The organism is Holophagales bacterium (assembly GCA_016699405.1).
Lineage (GTDB): Bacteria > Acidobacteriota > Thermoanaerobaculia > Multivoradales > JAGPDF01 > JAAYLR01.
The window spans coordinates 4,874,576-4,894,290 of the sequence record CP064972.1 but is presented as its reverse complement, the minus strand read 5'-3'; the positions used below and the strand labels follow the sequence as shown (position 1 = coordinate 4,894,290).

At 72.1% G+C, this 19,715-nt stretch carries 17 protein-coding genes; 14 read left to right on the top strand and 3 right to left on the bottom strand.

Annotation, left to right across the window (positions count from 1 at the left end):
* Positions 1 to 7 precede the first annotated feature (7 nt).
* The 7 genes from IPJ17_20305 (at position 8) to IPJ17_20275 (ending at position 9,893) form a co-directional block, all read left to right on the top strand.
* Positions 8 to 2,419 (top strand): PBP1A family penicillin-binding protein, encoded by a 2,412-nt coding sequence (locus IPJ17_20305; GenBank protein QQR73781.1) that lies wholly within the window; start codon positions 8 to 10, stop codon positions 2,417 to 2,419.
* A 100-nt stretch (positions 2,420 to 2,519) separates the two neighbouring features.
* Positions 2,520 to 5,432: an excinuclease ABC subunit UvrA gene (uvrA, locus tag IPJ17_20300; protein QQR73780.1), complete on the top strand. Its 2,913-nt coding sequence runs from the start codon at positions 2,520 to 2,522 to the stop codon at positions 5,430 to 5,432.
* Positions 5,429 to 6,658, top strand: coding sequence for an RDD family protein (locus IPJ17_20295; GenBank protein ID QQR73779.1), 1,230 nt, complete (start codon positions 5,429 to 5,431; stop codon positions 6,656 to 6,658). The genes uvrA and IPJ17_20295 overlap by 4 nt, the downstream gene beginning before the upstream one ends.
* A 16-nt stretch (positions 6,659 to 6,674) precedes the next feature.
* Positions 6,675 to 7,682: a hypothetical protein gene (locus IPJ17_20290; protein ID QQR73778.1), complete on the top strand. Its 1,008-nt coding sequence runs from the start codon at positions 6,675 to 6,677 to the stop codon at positions 7,680 to 7,682.
* Positions 7,679 to 8,500, top strand: coding sequence for a thioredoxin family protein (locus tag IPJ17_20285; protein QQR73777.1), 822 nt, complete (start codon positions 7,679 to 7,681; stop codon positions 8,498 to 8,500). The genes IPJ17_20290 and IPJ17_20285 overlap by 4 nt, the downstream gene beginning before the upstream one ends.
* 11 nt (positions 8,501 to 8,511) lie before the next feature.
* Positions 8,512 to 9,531, top strand: a complete 1,020-nt coding sequence (locus tag IPJ17_20280) for a hypothetical protein (protein QQR73776.1) — start codon at positions 8,512 to 8,514, stop codon at positions 9,529 to 9,531.
* Positions 9,519 to 9,893 carry a hypothetical protein gene (locus IPJ17_20275; protein ID QQR73775.1) on the top strand — a complete coding sequence of 125 codons (375 nt, stop codon included), beginning with the start codon at positions 9,519 to 9,521 and terminating at the stop codon, positions 9,891 to 9,893. Before IPJ17_20280 ends, IPJ17_20275 begins: the two co-directional genes overlap by 13 nt.
* A gap of 17 nt (positions 9,894 to 9,910) precedes the next feature.
* On the opposite strand, the gene IPJ17_20270 is transcribed toward IPJ17_20275, so the two are convergent.
* Entirely contained in the window at positions 9,911 to 11,218 is a 1,308-nt protein-coding gene (locus IPJ17_20270) for a hypothetical protein (GenBank protein ID QQR73774.1), read from the bottom strand.
* Here IPJ17_20270 and IPJ17_20265 point away from each other — a divergent pair.
* Complete coding sequence (locus IPJ17_20265) at positions 11,198 to 11,614, top strand: VOC family protein (protein QQR73773.1); 417 nt, start codon at positions 11,198 to 11,200, stop codon at positions 11,612 to 11,614. The two genes, IPJ17_20270 and IPJ17_20265, sit on opposite strands and share 21 nt — an antisense overlap.
* Here the strand turns inward: IPJ17_20265 and IPJ17_20260 are convergent.
* Together IPJ17_20260 and IPJ17_20255 are read right to left on the bottom strand one after the other, a co-directional pair.
* Positions 11,604 to 12,968, bottom strand: a complete 1,365-nt coding sequence (locus IPJ17_20260; GenBank protein ID QQR73772.1) for an FHA domain-containing protein — start codon at positions 12,966 to 12,968, stop codon at positions 11,604 to 11,606. The genes IPJ17_20265 and IPJ17_20260 overlap by 11 nt on opposite strands.
* Before the next feature lie 21 nt (positions 12,969 to 12,989).
* Positions 12,990 to 14,135 (bottom strand): hypothetical protein, encoded by a 1,146-nt coding sequence (locus IPJ17_20255; protein ID QQR73771.1) that lies wholly within the window; start codon positions 14,133 to 14,135, stop codon positions 12,990 to 12,992.
* Positions 14,136 to 14,291: 156 nt separating this feature from the next.
* Between IPJ17_20255 and IPJ17_20250 the strand changes: the two genes are divergently transcribed.
* Genes IPJ17_20250 through IPJ17_20225 form a run of 6 tightly spaced genes read left to right on the top strand, consistent with a single transcriptional unit; the run spans position 14,292 to position 19,693 of the window.
* The gene (locus IPJ17_20250; protein QQR76238.1) at positions 14,292 to 14,603 is read left to right on the top strand and encodes a hypothetical protein; all 312 of its coding nucleotides are present in this window, start codon (positions 14,292 to 14,294) and stop codon (positions 14,601 to 14,603) included.
* A gap of 21 nt (positions 14,604 to 14,624) precedes the next feature.
* Positions 14,625 to 15,308 (top strand): methylamine utilization protein, encoded by a 684-nt coding sequence (locus IPJ17_20245; protein QQR73770.1) that lies wholly within the window; start codon positions 14,625 to 14,627, stop codon positions 15,306 to 15,308.
* Positions 15,301 to 17,958, top strand: coding sequence for a protein kinase (locus tag IPJ17_20240; GenBank protein QQR73769.1), 2,658 nt, complete (start codon positions 15,301 to 15,303; stop codon positions 17,956 to 17,958). Before IPJ17_20245 ends, IPJ17_20240 begins: the two co-directional genes overlap by 8 nt.
* Before the next feature lie 51 nt (positions 17,959 to 18,009).
* Positions 18,010 to 18,624, top strand: a complete 615-nt coding sequence (locus tag IPJ17_20235; GenBank protein QQR73768.1) for a sigma-70 family RNA polymerase sigma factor — start codon at positions 18,010 to 18,012, stop codon at positions 18,622 to 18,624.
* Entirely contained in the window at positions 18,621 to 19,115 is a 495-nt protein-coding gene (locus IPJ17_20230) for a hypothetical protein (protein QQR73767.1), read from the top strand. Before IPJ17_20235 ends, IPJ17_20230 begins: the two co-directional genes overlap by 4 nt.
* Positions 19,112 to 19,693 (top strand): periplasmic heavy metal sensor, encoded by a 582-nt coding sequence (locus tag IPJ17_20225; GenBank protein QQR73766.1) that lies wholly within the window; start codon positions 19,112 to 19,114, stop codon positions 19,691 to 19,693. Before IPJ17_20230 ends, IPJ17_20225 begins: the two co-directional genes overlap by 4 nt.
* The last annotated feature ends 22 nt before the right edge of the window (positions 19,694 to 19,715 follow it).

The following is a 19,715-nucleotide window of genomic DNA, read 5'->3' as shown; positions in this document are numbered from 1 at the left end:
TCGTCGCGTGGCGAAGATCCCCGTCGGCTCCACGACCCTCGTGCGCCGGCGGCGCGATCGCCGCACGCTGCGCTATCTGCTGCTCGCCTTCCTGCTGCTGGCGCTCGCCGGACTCTGGCTGATCTGGCCCTACTGGGAGCTCTCGGGCGGTCTCGACAGGCCGCCGGAGAAGCACCCGAGTCGACTTTACGCGCGAGTCGTGCGGCTCGAGACGGGGCAGGCGATCGCCGCCGAGGAGATCGTTCGGCGGCTCGAAGCGTGCGGGTATCGCGCCGCTCCGCCCGAGGGGCTCTATCCGGGCACCTACCGCGCCGTTCCGGGTCAGGTGGCCGTGCTACAGCGACGGTTCGCCACGGCGCACGGCATGGCGGGGGGCGGTCTGCTCGCCATCGACCTCGACGGCGCGTCGCGCATCGTGCGGCTGCGCGCTGGAGAGCAGAACGTCCGCGCCGCGCTGCTCGAGCCGCGGCTGCTCGCTTCGTTCTACGGACCCGAGCTGCTCGATCTCGACCCGGTTCCGCTCGCCGAGGTGCCGCGCGAGATGGTGCAGTCGCTGCTGGCGGCCGAAGACTCGGGCTTCTTCGAGCATCCGGGGATCTCGGCGACCGGCATCGCGCGCGCGCTGCTCTCGAACCTGCGCGGCGGGGAAGTCCGCCAGGGTGGCTCGACGCTGACCCAGCAACTGGTGAAGAACCGCTTCCTCACGCCGGAGCGGACGGTCAAGCGCAAGCTCCGCGAGGCGCTGCTCGCCCTCTTCGTCGAGGTGCGATACGAGAAGACGCAGATCCTCGAGGCCTACTTCAACGAGATCTTCTGGGGCAAACCCGGCTCGGTGAACCTGATCGGCCTCGGGGCGGCGTCGCGGGCCTACTTCGACAAGCTGCCGATCGAGCTCTCGCTGCCGGAGGCGGCGCTGCTGGCCGGGATCATCCGCTCGCCGGCGGAGCTCTCGCCGTATCGTCACCCCGAGGCGGCGCTCGCCCGGCGCAATCAGGTCCTCGAGCGCCTGGCCGAGCTCAAGTGGGCGACGAGTGAGCGGGTCGCCGCGGCCAAAGCCGCGCCGCTCGGTGTCGTCGCCTCCGGCTACGGCAAGAACCGCGCACCCTACTTCGCCGAGCTGGCGGCGCAGGAGGCCAAGCGGCGATTCGGGGTGACGAACCTCGCCGACGCCGGGTTGACGTTGATCTCGACGCTCGACTCGGAGGATCAGCTCGCCGCCGAGACGGCGGTCGAGTCGGGCCTCGCGGCGCTCGAGGAGCGCATGCGGCAGAAGCGGGGTGGACCGCTCGAGGCGGCGCTGGTCTCGCTCGACCCGAAGAGCGGGGCGATCCGCGCCTACGTCGGTGGACGCGACTTCCGTGTCAGCCAGTTCGACCACGCCGGCCAGGCGCGCCGGCAGGCCGGGAGCGCGTTCAAGCCGGTGGTCTACGCCGCCGCCTTCGCCGCCGGGCACGCCAGTCCGGCGACTTTCCTCGAAGACGCACCGCTCACCCTGAACCTCGCCGGCAAGGAGTGGAGCCCGGACAACGACGACGACTCGTTCCGTGGATGGGTCACCGCCCGCCAGGCAGTGGAGGAGAGCCTGAACCTGCCGACCGTTCGACTGGCGCTCGATCTCGGCCTGCCGCCGATCGTCGAGCTCGCCGGTCGCATGGGGGTCAGCTCGCGGCTCGCCCCGGTGCCGGCGCTGGCGCTCGGAGCCTTCGAGCTCTCGCCTCTGGAGCTGGCGACGGTCTACTCGACGCTCGCCGGCGGGGGCGTGCGCCCGCCGGTCCACGCGCTCGACGCGGTGCTCGACGGCCACGGGCAGGCGCTTGCCGGCGAAGTGTTGCCGGCCCCCGAGCGGGTCCTCTCGCCGGCGGCGACCTACCTCGTGACCTCGATCCTCCAGGGCGTCGTTGCGCACGGTACGGCGGGGCGGACCCGAGAGCTGGGTCTCGACGACCCGCTGGCCGGCAAGACGGGCACCACGAACAGTCGCCGCGACGCCTGGTTCGCCGGCTTCGCTCCGACTCGCGTGGGGCTCGTCTGGGTGGGCTACGACGACAACCGCCCGACGACCTTCTCCGGTTCACGCGCGGCGCTGCCGATCTGGGTCGACTTCATGAAGCGCGTTCGTCCGCCCGACGGCTACCCTGGATTCGTCATGCCCGAAGGGGTGGTGCGCGCCACGATCGACCCGCAGAGCGGCGGATTGGCCCTCGCCTCGTGCCCGACGCAGATGGACGAGGTCTTCCTGGCGGAGCGGGCGCCGACGGTGGCCTGTCCGCTGCACGGTGGCCCCGCGCTCCCCGGCTCGCGCCTCGATCGCGTCGGCGACGATCCCGCTCGGGCGCCGGACGGCAACGCCTTCGTCCGCTGGCTGCGTCGCGTCTTCGGCAAGGACGAGCCGCCTCCCGCACCCACGCCGCGGCACTGACTCCCGTCTCGCACAGTCCGGTTTCACTCCGCGTCGGCCCGGTCCGGCGTTGATAGAGTGAACGCTTATCTCGCGAGCAGGGGTCGCGCGACAGTCGCCCATGGAAGTGCACGAGACGATCGACGCCATCGAGGTGGTCAACGCCCGGACCCACAATCTCCGCGGCGTCGACTGCCGGATCCCGCACGGCCGGGTGACGGTGGTGACCGGCCCGTCCGGCGCCGGAAAGTCGTCGCTCGCCTTCGACACGGTCTACGCCGAGGGGCAGCGTCGCTTCGTCGAGTCGATGTCGACCTACGCGCGCAACTTTCTCGAGCAGCGCGAGCGACCGCCGGTCGACGACGTGCGCCATGTCCTGCCGGCCGTGGCGCTCGAAGCGCGCAACGTGGTGCGCAATGCGCGCTCGACCGTCGGCACCCTGACCGAGCTGCACGACGTCCTGCGGCTACTCTTCGCCAACCTGGGCGACGTCGGCTGCCCGCTGGGCCACGGGCCGGCGCGGCGCACCGAGCCCGCGGTGGCGGCCGACGAGCTGGCCCGTGGAATCGTCGGCGATCCGTTCCTGCTCGTCGTGCGCAAGGAGCGACCGCGCCACGGCGCCGACGCGGCGCTCGCCGAGTTGGTGCGTTTCGGCTTCGCCCGCCGACTGGGCGGCGAGTCGGGAGAGGAGATCGTTCGGCTGGAGCCGGGGGCGACCTGGCCGCCGGAGCTCGATCCGCTGCCGCTGGTGCTCGGCCGCTTCCGCGCCGACGCGGACGGGGCGGCGCGAATCGCCGCGACGCTCGAGGACGGGCTGAAGCTCGCACCGCGCGTCGAGGCGATCGGGCCGCGCGGCCGCCGCTTCGTCGCCGCCGAGCTCGCCTGTGCGAGCTGCGGCACCGCCGTGGCGCCGCCCTCGCCGGCGCTCTTCTCCTTCAACTCGCCGCTCGGCGCCTGTCCCACGTGCCAGGGATTCGGTCGAGTGATCGGCATCGACCCGGAGCGCGTGGTGCCGGATCCCCGCCGTTCGCTCGCCGAGCGGCCGTTTGCGCCATGGAACAGCCCGGCGTACGAGGAGCTCTACGACGGACTCTTCGCCGCCTGCCGGCGGCGCAAGGTGTCGCTGGAAGTTCCCTGGGAGCGCTTGCCGGCGGAGGTGCGCGACTGGATCTGGCACGGCCCCGGGAAGTTCTGCACGCTCGACGGGTTCTTTGCCTGGCTCGAGCAGCGGACCTACAAGGTGCACGTCCGGGTGCTGCTCGCCCGCTATCGCTCCTACACCTCCTGTGCGACGTGCGGTGGCGCCCGGCTCCGCCCCGAGGCGCTGGCGGTGACGCTGCACGGCGAGTCCCTGCCGCAGCTGACCGGCCGCGACGTCGCGGGTCTCGGCCGCTGGCTCGCCGCCCGGACGTTCACGCCACAGGAAAGGGCGCGCGCCGGCCACCTGCTCGACGAGCTCGGCGAACGACTCGCCGTGCTGTCGCGGGTCGGTCTCGACTACCTGGCGCTCGACCGGCAGGCGCGCACCCTCTCGGGCGGCGAGGCCCAGCGGATCCACCTGGCGACCGCTCTCGGCTCGGGCCTGACGCGAACCCTCTACGTGCTCGACGAGCCGACGATCGGCCTCCACCCGAGCGACAGCGCACGGCTGCTCGAGCTGCTGCGCGATCTCGCCGCCCGGGGCAATACCGTGCTGGTCGTCGAGCACGACGCGACGATCATCCGCGGCGCCGACCACATCATCGACCTCGGGCCCGAAGCGGGGGAACGGGGTGGGCAGGTGGTGGCCGAAGGGACGCTCGCCGAGATCCTCGCCGACGCGGCGTCGCCGACCGGCCGGTGCCTGCGCCGGCGCGTCTCGCGCGCGGCGCGCGAGCACCTCGACCGCTTCCATCGCGAGCGCGGCCCGGCGTCGCCGGCGACGCCGGGTGCCGGCGGGCGCGCGGCGCCCGCGCCGCCGTGGGTCGAGATCCTGGGGGCGCGGGCCAACAACCTGCGCGGGATCGACGTGCGATTCCCGCTGCGCAGCCTGGTCGCGGTGACCGGTCTCTCCGGCTCGGGGAAGTCGACGCTGGTCGACAACGTGCTCTATGCGAACTACCAGCGCCGGCGCGGGGCGGTCGAGGTCGAGCCCGGCGCCTGCGACGCTCTGCGCGGGCTCGAGGCGGTGGCCGACCTCACCCTCGTGGACCAGACGCCGGTCGGGCGCTCGACCCGCTCGAATCCGGCGACCTTCACCAAGGCCTACGACGACATCCGGCGACTCTTCGCGTCGACCGAGGAGGCGCGCCGGCGCAAGGTGTCGCCCTCGCACTTCTCCTTCAACGTGGAGGGCGGGCGCTGCCCGGAGTGCCTCGGCACCGGCGTGCAAGAGGTCGACATGCAGTTCATGGCCCCGGTGACCGTGGTCTGCGACGTCTGCCAGGGGCGGCGGTTCCGGCGCGATGTCCTGGCGATCCGCCTCGCCGGTCGCGACATCGCCGAGACGCTGGAGCTGACGATCGACGAGACGCTGACCGCCTTCGCTTCGGAGAAGGGGTTGGTGCGCAAGCTCCGTCCGCTGGTGGACGTCGGCCTCGGCTACCTGCGACTCGGCCAGCCGACGTCGACGCTCTCGGGAGGGGAGGCGCAGCGGCTCAAGCTCGCCAGCTTCCTCGGTCGGCCGGCCAAGGAAGGGCCGCGACTCTTCCTCTTCGACGAGCCGACGACCGGGCTCCACCTCTCGGACGTCGAGGTGCTGGTGCGGACCCTGCGTCGCTTGGTCAAGCGCGGCGACAGCGTGCTCGTCGTCGAGCACCATCTCGATCTCATCGCCCGGGCGGACTGGATCGTCGACCTCGGCCCGGGCGGCGGTCCGCAGGGAGGCGAGCTGCTCTTCTCCGGTCCGGTCGCCGACTTCCTCGAACAGGGCGAAGGGCCGACGGCGATCGAGCTGCGGCGACACCTCGGCTGGCGGCGCCGCGGCGAGCCTTCGGTTACAATCCGCCGACAGTCGACCATGCCCCGGCGAGAGGCGACGCGGAGGTCTTCGTGACGACCCCAAAGATCCGTTACTACATCGACGTCGAAGGCCGTTCGATCGAGCTGCCCGACGGCGAGGCCACGATCGGTCGCAGCCGCAACTGCACGGTTGCGGTCAAGGACGTGACGGTCAGCCGCCACCACGCCACGATCTGGTTCGAGGCCGGCAAGGCGAAGGTCCGTGACATCGGATCGAGCAACGGCACCTACGTGAACGGCCGGCGGGTGCAGGGCGAGTCGGCCCTGGCGAGCGGCGACAAGGTCTCGGTCGGCGAGACCGAGATGCTGGTGCGGATCGTCGCTCCGGCCGAGTCGCCGGAAGCGACGGTGCGCATCGAGTTCGGCGATCTCTTCTGTCCGCGCTGCGGCGCGCCAGTTCCCCGTGGGGCCTCCGCCTGTGTGGCGTGCAGTCAGCTGATCGCCGCCCCGGCGAGCGGGGAGACCGCGCCCGTCGCGCCGGTGCCTTCGGTGCCGCTGCCGCCGCTGACCGCGCCGCCGACCAATCTGCCGCCGAACGCTCCGCCGGTCGCCGCCATCGCCGCACCCGTGGCGACACCGCCGCCGCCTCCGCTGGCGCCGCCACCCCCGCCGATGCCGCCACCGAGCCCGGCGTTCGGACCCCTTCCGTCGGCTCCGGCGTCGCGCCCCTCCGCGCCGCCCCGGGCTCCCGCTCCGCCAGCGATGGCCGGAGGCTCGCCGGGCGTCGCCACGTCGCGTCCCGCGGCTCCCGAGCCGCCGCGCGAGATGCTCTCGTCGATCCGCGAGATCGAGCTCGCCCCGCCACCGGCGATGCCCGCCGCCCCGGCGCGCGCCACCACGCCAGCCGCCTTCGCTCCGGCCGGGTTCTGGGTGCGTTTCGGCGCCTATCTGATCGACGCGGTGGCGATGTCGGTGGTCTACCTGATCGTCGCCGGACCGCTCTTCCTGATGGGGAGCTACACCCTCGGCGCGAACCTCGGCGGGCTGACGATGCTGGCCGCCGGGCTTGCCCTCGCGTTGGTCGGTTGGGGGCGCTACGGGACGACGCCAGGCAAGCACCTCCTCGGCCTCCGTGTCGTGACGATCGACGCGAAGCCGGGGCAGGTCGGGATCGGCACGACGAAGGCCCTGATCCGCTGGCTCGGCTACATGGTGAGCGGCATGGTGCTCGGCATCGGCTTTCTGCTGATCGCTTTCCGCGCCGACAAGCGCGGCCTGCACGACCTGCTCGCCGGCACCGCCGTCGGTCGCCGGCGCTGACGCTGCGCTGCCAGTCATGCAGCAGGAGACGCCGCAGGTTCCTTCCCCTGCCACCCGACCCGGCCCCTGGCGGGCTCGCCTGGGGTGGGCGGGCGGAGCGCTGCTGGGCCTCGTCCTGCTCGTCGCGGTCTTCTTCAAGGCGATCGATCCGGGGGCCTTCGCCGAGCAGGTCCGGGCGGAAGGCCTCGACTTCCTGCTCTCGGCCCAGGTGATCGTGTGGGTCGCGTTGGCGATCGAAGCGGGTCTCGGCGCGGCGCTCCTGCTCGGGCTGCGGCACCGTTCGGTGCTCTGGGCCTCCGCTGCGCTCGTGGCGTTCTTTCTGTTCCTCACCGGCCGAGCGGCCTGGCGAGCCCATGCGGGGATCGCCGACCCGGCGGCGGGCTGCGGTTGTTTCGGCAACCTCGTCGATCGCAGCCCGACCGAGGCGTTTCTCCAGGATCTGCTGATGATGGTCCCGGCGCTCGCGCTCGCCTGGTGGGGAGCTGCGGTGCCGCGGCGGGCTCGAGCGGTCGCCGTCGCGGCGGTCGCCACCGCCGGTCTCGCCGTCGCGACCGCGATCGCCGCGCCACAGCTTCCGCTCGACGACCTGGCGACGCGCCTCTCGCCAGGAGCCGAGCTGACGCGGCTCTGCGTCGGCCGCGGGGTGGAACGCGTCTGTCTCTCGGACCTTGCGCCAGAGCTCACGCAAGGGCGTCATCTGGCCGTGATCGGCGAAGTCGACGACCCGCGGCTCGCCGCGCGCATTCCGGAGCTCAACGCTTACATGGCGCGTCGTGAGGCGACGAACGACGCTCCCCCGGTGACGCTGCTCGCCGATTTCGACCTCGACCGCTCGCGCCGGCTCTTCTTCGAGTGGGCGCCCAGCTTCGCCTTGCAGGCGGCGCCGAAGGCGCTGCTGCGGCCGCTTTACCGCACGCTGCCCCGTTCGTTCCTGGTCGAGGACGGGCGGGTGGTTGCGACCTATTCCGGACTGCCACCGCAGCTGGCGGCGGCGGGTGCGGTTCCCTCAGGAGAACCTCGATGATCTGTCCCCTTCGTTCGCGTCGCCTCTTCGTTGCGGCGCTCGTCCTCGCTTCAGCTCTCGCTCCGGCAGCGTCACGAGCCCAGGGGCCGTCGCGCGGCGGCCGTTTCGAGTTGAGCGGCGACTTTCTCGTCGAGGTCGCCGGCAAGCCCTCGCCGAAGGCGACGCTGTATCAATCGCCGACCCTGCGCTCCTACCTCGTCATCGCCCCGGAGCTCACCTCGCCGGTGCTCATCTCGGCTGCGTCGGGTCAGATCGAACGGCTCGATCTGATGAAGGTGGCGCGCCAGGAGGGATTCGTCGATCTGTTGCCGGAGGCGACGCTCGCCCTCGAGGGGCCGTGGAAGATGGAGGGCGAGAATCTCGTCTTCCAGGTTGGCGGCAAGTCGGTGCGCCTCACCCCGCGCGCCTGGCTGCTCGGTCTCCACACCGGCGCCGATCTGCTCGAGCACGACCCGGGGTACGGCCGCAAGGCCGCGCTGTTCACGCCGATCAGCGATGTCGTGGCGCGGGTCCGCTCGACCAAGGCCGATGTGCGGGTGCTGGCGTTCTTCGGCTCGTGGTGCCCGCACTGCAAGGAGCACCTCCCGGCGCTGCTGAAGGTCGAGCAGGCGCTCAAGGGCTCGACACTGCGCTTCGACTACTACGGGGTGCCCTCGCCGTTCAACAAGGAACCGGAGGCGACGAAATGGGAAGTCAAGGGCGTTCCGACGGCCATCGTCATCATCGGCGGCAAGGAGGCGGGACGGATCGTCGGCACGCAGTGGGGAAGCCCGGAGACGGCGATCTACGATCTGCTCAAGAAGGCCAACGCGCTCTGAGGGGCGGGGCGATGCGGCGTTGGGTCGGATCCTTCCTGCTCGGCCTGACGGCCGTCACCGGGCCGGTCCTGGCGGTCGAGGAGACCCCCGATTCGGCCGCTGCGGCCGCTGCCGACGAGGCGGCGCCGCCGGCGGCCGAGCGCGGGCTGCACTTCCGGCTCGAAGGGAAGGCCGGCTACCGCGACAGCGAGGACCTGCGCGTCGCCAGCCCGTTTCCGTTCACCGCCGATCAGCTGCCGGTCGGCGCCCGGCAGGCGTTTCTCTCCACCGTCGACCCCGGCGAGCACGTCGAGCTTCCGGTGATGACCCTGTTCATCGATGGGTCGTGGGGCGAGTCGATCGCCGTGCGCGCCAAGATCGACGCGATCGACCTGCACGATCGCAACCCGACCTCGAGCGACAAGAAGCTCGACGTCGACGAGCTGTGGATCCGCTTCGGGCGCGATGGCCGCCTGGCCGACTCGACCTCGATCTACGCGAAGGTCGGGAAGTTCGGCAAGTTCGAACGGCAGGAAGACCGCCATCTCGAGAGCTACGGCCTCGCCGCGACCGCCTTCAACCGCTTCGAGGATCAGGGAATCGAGGTCGGGGCCCAGCTCGGCCGTCATCTCTACCTGCGCGGCTCGTACACGCAAGGCAATCCGCTCTTCTTCCGCGATCCGAATGCGTTGGCCGGGGACAACGGGACGCCGGAGATCGAACCGGGGCGGACGAATCCGCAGCCCCGGCTGGGCACCGGTTTCCCGATTCTCTACGACGCCGAAGTCGAAGAGCTCGACTCGAGCGGTGAGCCGGAGCTCGGGGCGGGCCTCGGTCTGCGCTTCGGAGCGGGATCGAGGCGGGATGGCACCTCGACATGCTGGCATGGGGCTATCGCCGCGATCTGGCCGACCGGGTCGACCTCGAGGGGACCTTCTACGGGGGCGACCTCGACCTGCTCAACGGCCCGGCGGATGCCTACTCGCTGCCGATCCACGGGCGCGAGAAGCGCGAGGTCGGCGGCAACCTCGAGCTCGTCGTGGGCGGGCTGAGCTTCTTCGGTCAGGTGGTCGATCAACGACTCGCCGGGATGAAGCGGTTCGGCTACGAGGGCGAGCTCGCCTGGCGGATCGAGCTGCCGCTCGCCTTCGCCGTTGCCGAGCGGCAGCTCTTCCCCTACCTGGCGCCGGCGGTTCGCTATTCCAAGCTCGAGCCGGAGTTCGCCGGAGGCTCGGCGCAGTTTCCTGCGCCGAGCGTGCGCTGGGACTGGGAGAAGCTCGACTACGGCCTGCGCCTGGGCATCGTCGACGGCGTCGACCTGACGGTCGAGTTCTCGGACAACACGCTGACGCTGCTCAACGGCCGCGAGCTCTCCGAGGACGAGTTGCTCGCCACCCTGCGCTGGCGGATGTAGCGCGCCGCGACGCCCACTCAGCCGAGGGCGACGAGTGGGTCGATGCCGCCGTTGGCCCAGGCGGCGTCGACCGACTGCAATTCGCCGGGTTCGGCGAAGCGCGAACATCCCAGCCGTTCGAGCTCCGCCCGGAGCGCCCAGGCGGAAACCCCGGCGAGCGCGACGCCCTGGAGGCGGCCGTTCCAGCACTCCAGCGCCCCGAGGCTGGACGCGAGCTCTCCGACCGGATGGATGCGCACCGTCCGCAGCCCGGGAGACGGGCGGAACGCAAGCCGCGGCTCGACGAGCACGGTGCCAAGGGAGAAGTCGAGCGGCGGAGTTTCCAATCCCCGCAGCGCGGCCTCGTCCCGCGCCTGGCGCACGGCGGCGCGAGCGGTGAGGGATCCCTCCCCTGGCGGCAGCTCCCCGGCGATCCGAGCCAGCTCGCCGGCCAACCGTTCAGCCAGCTCCGACGCCCCGCCGGCGCAGTAGACGGCGTGGACCGACAGGCAGCCGCGCTGGTCGAAGAGCGCGATGTCGCGCGCCAGGCCGCGGGCGCACGTGCGGAGATCGGCCTCCGCGCCGACGAGCGCCAGGCTGGCCTTCGGGCCGTAGCCGAGGACGCGTCCGGGCGCTCGCCGCGTGAGGTCGGCGAGTGCCGGAGCGTCGCCGTAGGCGAGCACCCGATCGACGCCGGCGAGGATCGGCGCTTCGAGCCGCGGATCGCCCCCCCGCCAGCAGAGCGCGGCGATCGCCTCGCCGGCGGCGGGCAAGCGCGTGGCGAGGGCACGGACGAAGGCCGGCAGAAAGAGCGGTTCCGCCGAGGGGCTCTTGAGCAGCAGCGGGCGCCGCAAGGCGAGGGCGGGAAGGAGCGGCTGCAGTCCGAGGGCGGGGAGATTCCCGGCCAGCACCACCAGGGCCGGCGCTGCCTGCTCGAGCGGCACGGCACGGGCGAAGAGCCGGCGGGCGGGCTCTCGGGAGACCCCGGTGAGCACGACCTCGAGCGCCGCGGCAAGGCTGCGCGGGGCGAGACCGGTGCGCCGGACGAGCCCCGGCTCGAGCAGGGTTCGCTCGCTGCCGTGCGGGTCGCGGAAGCGCTCGACGGTGTCGCTCCAGGCGTCGAGGAGCGCGTCGCGGGTCAGGGCGCTCAGCGCGGAGACGCCGGCGGTCGCCAGGTGGGCGACGAGCGCGGCAAGCTGCGGTGGAGTCCAGTCGTCCGCCGCAGCGGCAGGTCCGGGAGGGCGCGTCCAGCCGAAGGGCAGCGCAACGTCCGCACCCGGCGCGAGGGCACCGATGGCCGCATCCTGCGATAGGTTCGGCTCGCGATGCGGGTCACGGTGGGACATTTCGAGGTTCCGGCAAGCGATCTCGGGCGCGCCGAGCGCTTCTTCTGCGAGGCGTTCGGCTGGCAGGCGGTGAGCGCCCCCTGGTCCGGAGGAGACTATCGTCGTCTGCGTCCGCCCGCCGCCTCCGAACCGGGAATCGCCGGCGGTCTGCTCGCCGCTGGCGAGCTGGTGGACGGTCAGCCGTTGCTCGTGCTGCACGTCGAGGACGCGACGCTCGAGGTCTGCCTCGCCCGCATCCGCGAGTGCGGTGGCGTCGTCGAGCTCGCCCCGGTGGCGGTCGGAACGGCCGGTCGATTCGCCCGCTTCCGCGATCCCGAGGGGAACCGCTTCGGGCTCTGGGAGCGTCGAGCCAGCGGCGCCGAAGCCGAAGCGACGCAGGCGCCGGTCATTCCCTGAACGGCCTCAGCCGGGAAACCTCCGCCGAGGCTCTCTCCTGGCGGACCTGCAGCTCGAGCTCGAGCATGCCGGCGCGCAGCCGGTCGCCCGGGCGGATCCGCGCGGCGCGCACCCGCGTCTCGTTGAGGAAGACGCCGTTGGTCGAGTCGAGATCGATCAGGTAGGCGACGCCCTCGTCGAGCGCGATCCGGAAGTGCTGGCCGGAGAGCGTCGGGTCGGGAAACGCCAGGGTGTTGCGCTGGGAATCGCGTCCGATCGAGATCGCGCGATCGGGTGGCAGACGATAGGAGCGCGGCTCGCGGCCCGGCTCGCGGACGGTGAGCACCATCTCCTCGGTGAGGACGAGCGTCTTCTCCGCCGACTCCGAGAACGGCAGCCGCTGGAACGAGGCGGTGTCGTCGAGCGACAGTTGGAGGATCTGCCCCGGCGGTGCCGCGACCCGCGACCGCAACAGGGCGAGCAGCCCGGGATCGATCGGTGCGGACTCCACCGCCGGCACCGCCGGAGGCGGCATTGCCACCCCGGGAGAGGTGCCGAGCTCGGGGTATTCGCCGCGCCCCGTGGCCTGGGAAGCGGCCCGACGGCGGGCCAGCAGATAGCCGACGGTGGCCGCTGCCGCGGCGAGCAGGAGGGCCAAGCCGAGGAAAACGGCGCCCGGTCCGCTCGACGAGGGCTCGGGAGGGGGCGTGGCGATCGGCACTGGCGTCGGAGGCGACGGCGGTGGGGCCAGGCGTGCCTCCTCGGCTCGCCTTTCGGCGACCCGGGCGTCGTGCAGCCGGGTGACCTCGGTGAGGATCCGGTCGGCGTCGGTGGCGCTCCGCATCCCCGCGTAGGTTCCGCCGGTCAGCAGAGCGAGGCGGCGCAACGTGCGCTCGTCGGGTCGGCCGCAACCGACGGCGACGACCCGGACGCCGTGCTCACCGGCCAGTCGCGCCGCGTCCTCGAGCGTGGTGGCCGAGTTCTCGTCGCGGCCGTCGGAGAGGAGCACGACGACGCCGCCGCTCGACAGCGTGCGGACCCCTTCGACCAGGGCATCGTTGAGCACGGTGTAGCGGCCCTTGACCTGCACCTGGCCGGGCGCGCGAGCCGCCGTCGGATCGCCCGGGAAGGCGAGCCAGTGCACCTCGTCGTCGAAGGAGAGCACGGCGGCAGGGACACCCGCCGGCAGCTTGCCGATCAGCTCCTGCGCGATGGCGACGGTGGCTGCGTTCTCGGCGGGGGAGAGCGACCGGCTGGAGTCGATCGCGATCAGCACCGGAATCGCGGCGGAGGAATCGCTCGCAGCCGCGCCGGCGAACGGCACGAGCAGGAGCGAGAGAACGAAAGTGAAGCGAAGGAATGGGGTCGGACGCATCGGTTGACCCTCCTGGTTCGGTCAGTGTAGCGCGTCGCCGCGGGGTGGCGCGGTCTCCCCGGGTCGGGGGCCGGAAAGCTCCTCGGCCAGCAGGGAGCAGCCGCGCAGCTCGGCACCGGCGGCCCGCCCGACGAGGCGGAAGCCACCTTCCTCGGCGATCGCCAGATCCTCCGTCAGGAGGTGGACGGCGGTTCCGAGATTCGCCAGGTCGAACAGGGCGAGCAGACCGGGCTCCCCGCTCGGCGTCGGTTCGAGGCTCTCGGGCGACAGCACGCGGAAGCGCATCCAGGGCGGCACGACGAACAGGTCGCTCCGTCCGCCGAGCTGCGTCGCCGTGTAGGCCTGGCTGGTCAGCTCGGTCATGCCGTATTCGCCGACGATCCCCTCCGGGGCGATGCCGAGCCCGGCGACCAGGGCGGTGGCCAGCTCCCGCGGATCGACCTCGGCACGCCGGCCTTTGAATCCGCCGGTGACGAAGACGGTGCTTCCCGGAGCGAGCCGGAAGCGCAGCCCCATCCGCTCGAGCGCCTCGAGCAGATCCGCCAGCGCGAAGACGGTGGCGAGGAGCAGGACCGGCGTGCCGCTGCGCTGGCGGGCGCCGAGCCAGGAGCGGGCGACTCCCGCCTCGACGCCCCGCGCTCCGAAGGCGTAGGCCGAGGCCGGGCCGCCGAAACGCTCGAGCACGTGGGCGACCATGAAGCCCAGGCTCGAATCGGCGACCAGTTCGCGCGGTGGCACGAGGGCGAGCATCGGCGGCCGGTCTCCCCGCGGCAGGCAGTAGCGCGGGAAGGCGGCGTCGATCGTCGCGCGGTAGAGCTCGGGAAACGGGTGCCGGTGCACGCTGCGATCCGGCCCGTGGGTCCCGCTCGAGCGGAAGATCTCGACCGGTGGGGCCACCGCAAGATCGAGGCTGCGGTAGGCGGAGACCGGGACCATCGGAACCTCGCTCCAGGTCGCCACGGCCTCGGCGCGAACGCCGTGCCGCGAACAGAGCTGGCGCAGCGGGGCCTGGCGCTCGAGCTGGAAGCGGAAGGCGGCGAGTGCGAGCTCGTCGAAACGTGCCGGATCGGGCGCGAGCAGGAAGTCGGCGATCCGGCGGCGGAGCGCCGCCGACGCGACGGCTTCCGCGTCGGGCGCGAGCGGTGCGGGGGACTCGGGCGGCAGCACGGCGCGATTCTGCCACGCGACCGCAGGGTGGGCGAGCGCACTGCCGCGGCGGCGTGGCGCTGCTATCATCCGCCCGTGCCCGCCACCGAGCTCGAACGCTGGCGCCGCCCGGGCGGAACCCCGGGAGGGTGCGGCCGCTTTCTCGTCGGCTTCCTGATGGCCGTGGCCGGCGCCTACCTGTTGACGCAGCAGGTCACCGTGACGAGCGGGGGCTGGATGCTCTGGGGGTTCAACGCCTTCGGACTCTCGCTCCTGCCGCTGCTCGTCGGCATCGCCCTCCTCTTCTTCGACGCTCGCTCGTGGGTGGGCTGGTTGCTCCTGGCTGCCGGCGCGGTGATCGTCCTCGCCGGGATCCTGGTTCACCTCGACATCTACTTCCGGCCGACCAGTCTCTACAACACGCTGGTCATGCTCGGTCTGCTCGCCGGTGGGCTCGGTCTGCTCGCCTCTTCGCTCAAGGAACGTTGATCGTCCGGGCCAGGTGATCGCGTGCGTCCCTTCGCTCGAGCCCTCCGTGTCGCCGGTGCGTGGCTGCTCGTCGCCACGCCCGGCGTGGCCGCCGACCTGCAGGGGACGGTCGAGGTGCGCGCGCCCGGTCGCCAGGAGCGCGACCGCAGCGTCGACGTTCGCCAGGCGGTCGTGACCTTCACTCCGGATCGCCCGCTCGCCGGCGCGCGACCCGCACCGGGTCGCTTCGAGATGGTGACGGTGAAGAAGGAGTTCGAGCCGCGCATTCTCGTCGTGCCGACCGGATCGACGGTGACCTTCCCCAACCAGGACCCGATCCTGCACAACGTCTTCTCGGTCTCCGGCCGCAATGCCTTCGACCTCGGGCTCGTCGGTCGCGGTCCCGGCAAGGCATGGCGGTTCGACTCGCCGGGGTTGGTGCGGGTCTTCTGCAACGTCCATCATTCGATGGTCGCCTACGTCATGGTGGTGGACACGCCGTTTCACGCGCGACCCGCGGCCGACGGGAGCTTCCTCCTGCGAGGGGTTCCCGAGGGTCCGGGCAAGCTTCTCGTCTGGCACGAGCGGGCCGAGGCGCTGACCCTGGCGCTCGCCTCGCCGGCCGCCGCGCCGCCCCGCATCCTGCTCGAGGTGAGCAAGCCGCGGATCCCGCCGCACAGCGACAAGCATGGAAAGGCTTACGGGTCGACTCGTTCCTATGACTAGGCCGCTCTCCCCTTCGCTCGGCACGCGCATCTTCCTGGTCAACGCCGGACTGCTGCTGCTGGCGGTCGGCAGCTCGGTGGCGCTGACCTGGACGCTCGGCAACCGCATCGCCACCAAGGCGGCGCGCGACCGGATCCTGGCGACCAACTCGGTGCAGAGCGCCTTCCAGCAGCAGCGCTACGAGTTGCTGCTCGGCCCGGTCCGCCTGCTCGCCCAGCTCCCGACCTTCAAGGCCTACATCGTCGAGGCGATCGACACCAACAACCCGGCGGCGGTCTTCGACCAGCTCACCGAACGGCAGCGCGATCTCGGTTACGACCTCGCCCTGTTGCTCAATGCCAGTGGCGTGCTCTTCGCGCGCACCGACGACCCGGAAGCACACGGCACCGACCTGTCGCGCAACCCGTTCGTCGCCCAGGCCCGCAAGGGGACGGCGTCGGGCGTCTGGCAAGAGGGCTCGAAGCTCTACTACGCGGTGGCCGAGCCCTTGACCGTCGCGCAGGACCCGGCTCCGCTGCTCTTCGGCTACCTGGTCGCGGGTTTCGCCCTCGACGACCGACTCGCGCTCGACGTGCAACGCATCACCGGCTCGGAGGTGGCCTACCTTGCCGGCGGCCCCGGCGGACCGACGGTGGTGGCGACGACGCTCGAGCCGGCCCTCGAGGAGAAGCTGCTCGCCGCGCTGCGCCTCAAGGGCGACCTGCTCGGACGCGTCATCCAGCGTGGCGACGCCGTCGACCAGCTCGAGCTGGAAGTCGACGGGCGCAACTGGGTGGCGCTGCTCACCCCGCTGCGCGACGCGGCCGGCGCGCCGGTGGGTGCGAGCGTTGCGCTCGCCTCGCTCGATCGTGAGCTGGCGACCTACCGCCGGATCCAGGGGCTGCTGCTCGGCGTCGGTGCGTTCGCGCTGCTCGCCGCGGTCGCCCTGTCCTACGCGCTCTCCCGGCGCACGTTCGCCCCGGTGCGGCGCCTCGCCGAGGCGGCCGAAGCGGCGCGGCAGGGGAGCTACGACGTGCGCCTCGAGGCGGGAGGTTCGCGCGAGGTCGCCCAGCTCGCCCGCTCGTTCAACGATCTGCTCGCCGACCTGCGCGAACGCCGCGACATGCAGGACTACGTCATGGAGCTGTCGCGATCGATGCCGGAAGCGCCGCGACACGCGCCGCCGGCGGCGCCGGAGACCCGCCCGCGGACCTTGATGGCGGTGGAGATGCGGCGCTATGCGCGTCCGCGTGGGGTCCTCGAGCCGCTCGACACGCTCGCCCGGATGGGGCGCGATCTGCGGCGCGTCGCTGCCGCGGTCGGTGCGCGGGGCGGACGTCTCGAGATCGCCGCGGGGCACCGGATCCTCGCCTCCTTCGACGGCGACGGACGCAGTCTGCGCGCGTTGCAGTCGGCCGCGGAGGTTCTCGCGGTGCTGTCGAGCCGCGATCTCGAGCTCGAGCAGGCCGAGCCGCCGTTGCTGGCGCTCGCCGCGGGCGACGCTTTGTCGGGGTCGGTGACCTACGCCGACGAGCCCGAGCGCGTGCTGTTGGGCCCGGCGGTGCAGCAGCTCGAGGTGTTGATGCGCGAGGCGACGCCGGGAGATCTCGTGCTCTCGCCCGCGGTGTACGGCGAGCTGGCGACGGTGTTCTCGCAGGCCGGCGTCGAAGTCCCGGCGCAGCGCAGCCTGCTCTCGCCGCAGCCGATCCACGTGCTCTCGGCCGAGCTTGCGGGGCGCGTCTGCGGCACGCCGCCGTCGGTCACCCAGGCGACGGTAGTGATGGGGGGGGCGCCCGCGCTCGGCGGTGCGGCCGCGCCGGGCGGCCGCTCGACGCTCGCCGACATCGCTCCCGGTTCGCTGCTCGGCGGGCGCTTCGAGATCCTCTCGGTGCTCGGTGCCGGCGGCATGGGTGTGGTCTTCAAGGCGCGCGACCAGGAGCTCGACGACCTCGTCGCGTTGAAGATGCTCAAGCGCGAGGTAGCGGGGGACCGTGACCTGCTCGACCGGTTGAAGAGCGAGCTGAAGCTGGCGCGCCGGATCACCCACCCGAATGTCCTTCGCACCTTCGACTTCGGCGAGCTCGACGGCGTCCCGTTCATCTCGATGGAGTACGTCCGCGGAGTGACGCTGCGCTACCTGCTGGAGGCGAGTGGCCGTCCGCCGTTCTCCGCGGCGCTCCACGTCGGCAAGCAGCTCTGCAACGGCCTCGCGGCGGCGCATGCCCTGGCCATCCTCCACCGCGACATCAAGCCGGAGAACATCATCATCGACCAGAGCGGCAACGCCAAGCTGATGGACTTCGGTCTGGCGCGGCCGGCACAGCGCATGGCGGGTGCTGGGGTGACCGAGGCCGGATTCCTCGTCGGCACGCCGCACTATCTCGCCCCGGAACAGATCCAGGGTCGCGAGCCGAGCTTCGCCACCGACCTCTACGCCGTCGGCGTGGTGCTCTACGAGCTCTTCACCGGCACGCTGCCGTTCGGCGGCGGCACGCCGATGGAGGTCCTGCTCAAGCATCTGTCGGATCCGCCGGTGCCGCCGCGAGAGCGCTGGACCGACATCCCCGAGCGGCTCGAGCGACTTCTCGTGCGCTGCCTCGAGAAAGACCCCGAGCAACGGTTCGCGCGGATCGACGAGCTGCAGCGCGAGCTCGACCAGCTCTCGACCTGAGCTGAAGGCGAGGGCGCAGGGGTTCGCGATCTCGAGGGTTTCACCGGGCAGGTGAGCGAGCCACGCCGCACCGGCGCCGATCCGGATTGGGAGTTGCTCCAGCGCGTCGCCCAGGGCGATGTGGAGGCGTTCGCTCCGCTGGTCGAGCGCCATCAGGCGCGGTTGCTCCGCCTCTGCGAGCGCCTGCTGGGCGATCCGGAGGAGGCGCGCGACGCGGCGCAGGAGGTTTTTCTCCGGGTCTATCGGCGAGCCGGGAGCTTTCGGCCGGACGGGCAGGTCTTCACCTGGATCTACCGGATCGCGGTCAATTTCTGCCTCAATCGCCTGCGCCGCAAGCGGATTCTGCGATTCTTCTCGCTTTCGCCAGACGAGAACGGGGAGAACGAGGGACCCCAGCTCGACCCGATCGACGGGGCCCCCGGCCCGCTGGATCGCCTCGCGGCGCGGGAGCGCTGGGAGGCCACGCGGCAGGCGATCGACGCCCTGCCGGCCAACCAGCGAGCCGTCCTGATCCTGGCGCGTTTCGAGGGACTGGCCTACCGCGAGATCGCCCGCACGCTCGGCATCAGCGAAGGGGCGGTGGAGAGCCGGCTGGTGCGGGCGATGAGACGATTGACCGCGGCGCAGGAATCGGGCCTGCCGCGGGTTTCTCGGAGCGAGGGATGACGATGGACGAACGGAATCGCGAACTGGTGCGGTCGCTCGCCGGCGAGCTTTCGGAGGAAGCCGGTCGAGACCTCGACGCTCGCCTGTCGACCGACCCGAGCGCGGCGCTGCGACGGGAGGCCCTGCGCTCCGTCTGGGAGGGGCTGGAGGAGCCGCCGGAGCGTGGGGTGCCGCCAGGGTTCACCACCGCGGTGATGGCGAAGGTGCGTGCCGAGGCCGCGACGGTGCCGTCGTTCTCCGCTCTGCCGGGGTGGGCCCGGCTCCTCGGTGCGGGGGCCCTCGCCTCGGGGATCGCCATCGGCGCTGTCGTCGGCACCTTGTCGGCTCCGGGAACCTCGCCCGCTCCCGCCTCGAACCCGGTTGCCAGCGAGGAATCGACCGATCTGTGGAGCGATCCGGGGCCGGGCGAGAGCTACTGGTTGGTGGCCGAGCGAGGCACGAGCCTCGACTCCGCCGAGCTGTCGAGCGACCTGGAAGGGACGAGCCGATGAGACGCTGGTGGGTGCTGGCCGCCCTGCTGCTCTCCGTCGGCCTCAATTGTGGACTGCTCGGCGCGTGGTTGGCGCGCCGCGGGCTTCCCGCGGGTCCGGACAAGCCTCCGCTCGGTGGGCCGCCGCGCGGGGCCGTGCTCGAGCTGATCGATCGCCTCGAGCTCACGGCCGAGCAGCGTGAGCGCTTTCTCGAGCGCCATCGCCGGTTCTTCGAGAGCACCCAGGCGGACCGTCAGGCGATGGAAGCGGCGCGGCGCGAACTGCGCCGCGAAGTGGCGCGTCCGCAGCCGGACCGGGCCCGGCTGGAGGCCCTGCTCGACGAGGCGGGGCGACGCAACGCGGCTCTCGAAAGGGCCTTCGTCGACCACGTGCTGGCGACGCGCGAGCTGCTGACGCCGGAGCAGCAGGCACGGTATCTCGCGCTTCTCGCTCGCTTGCGGCCGCCGCGCGAAGTGGGCGCCACCGGCCAGGCGGGACGCGGCTCGCTGCGCGATCGCTGGCTGCGACGTCAGTCGTCGAGGCCTCCGGGCGAGCGACCCGCGCCGACGGCCGACCCGGCCGCTGCGCCGCGGCCCTAGGCTCCGCGGGCCGGGCGCTTCC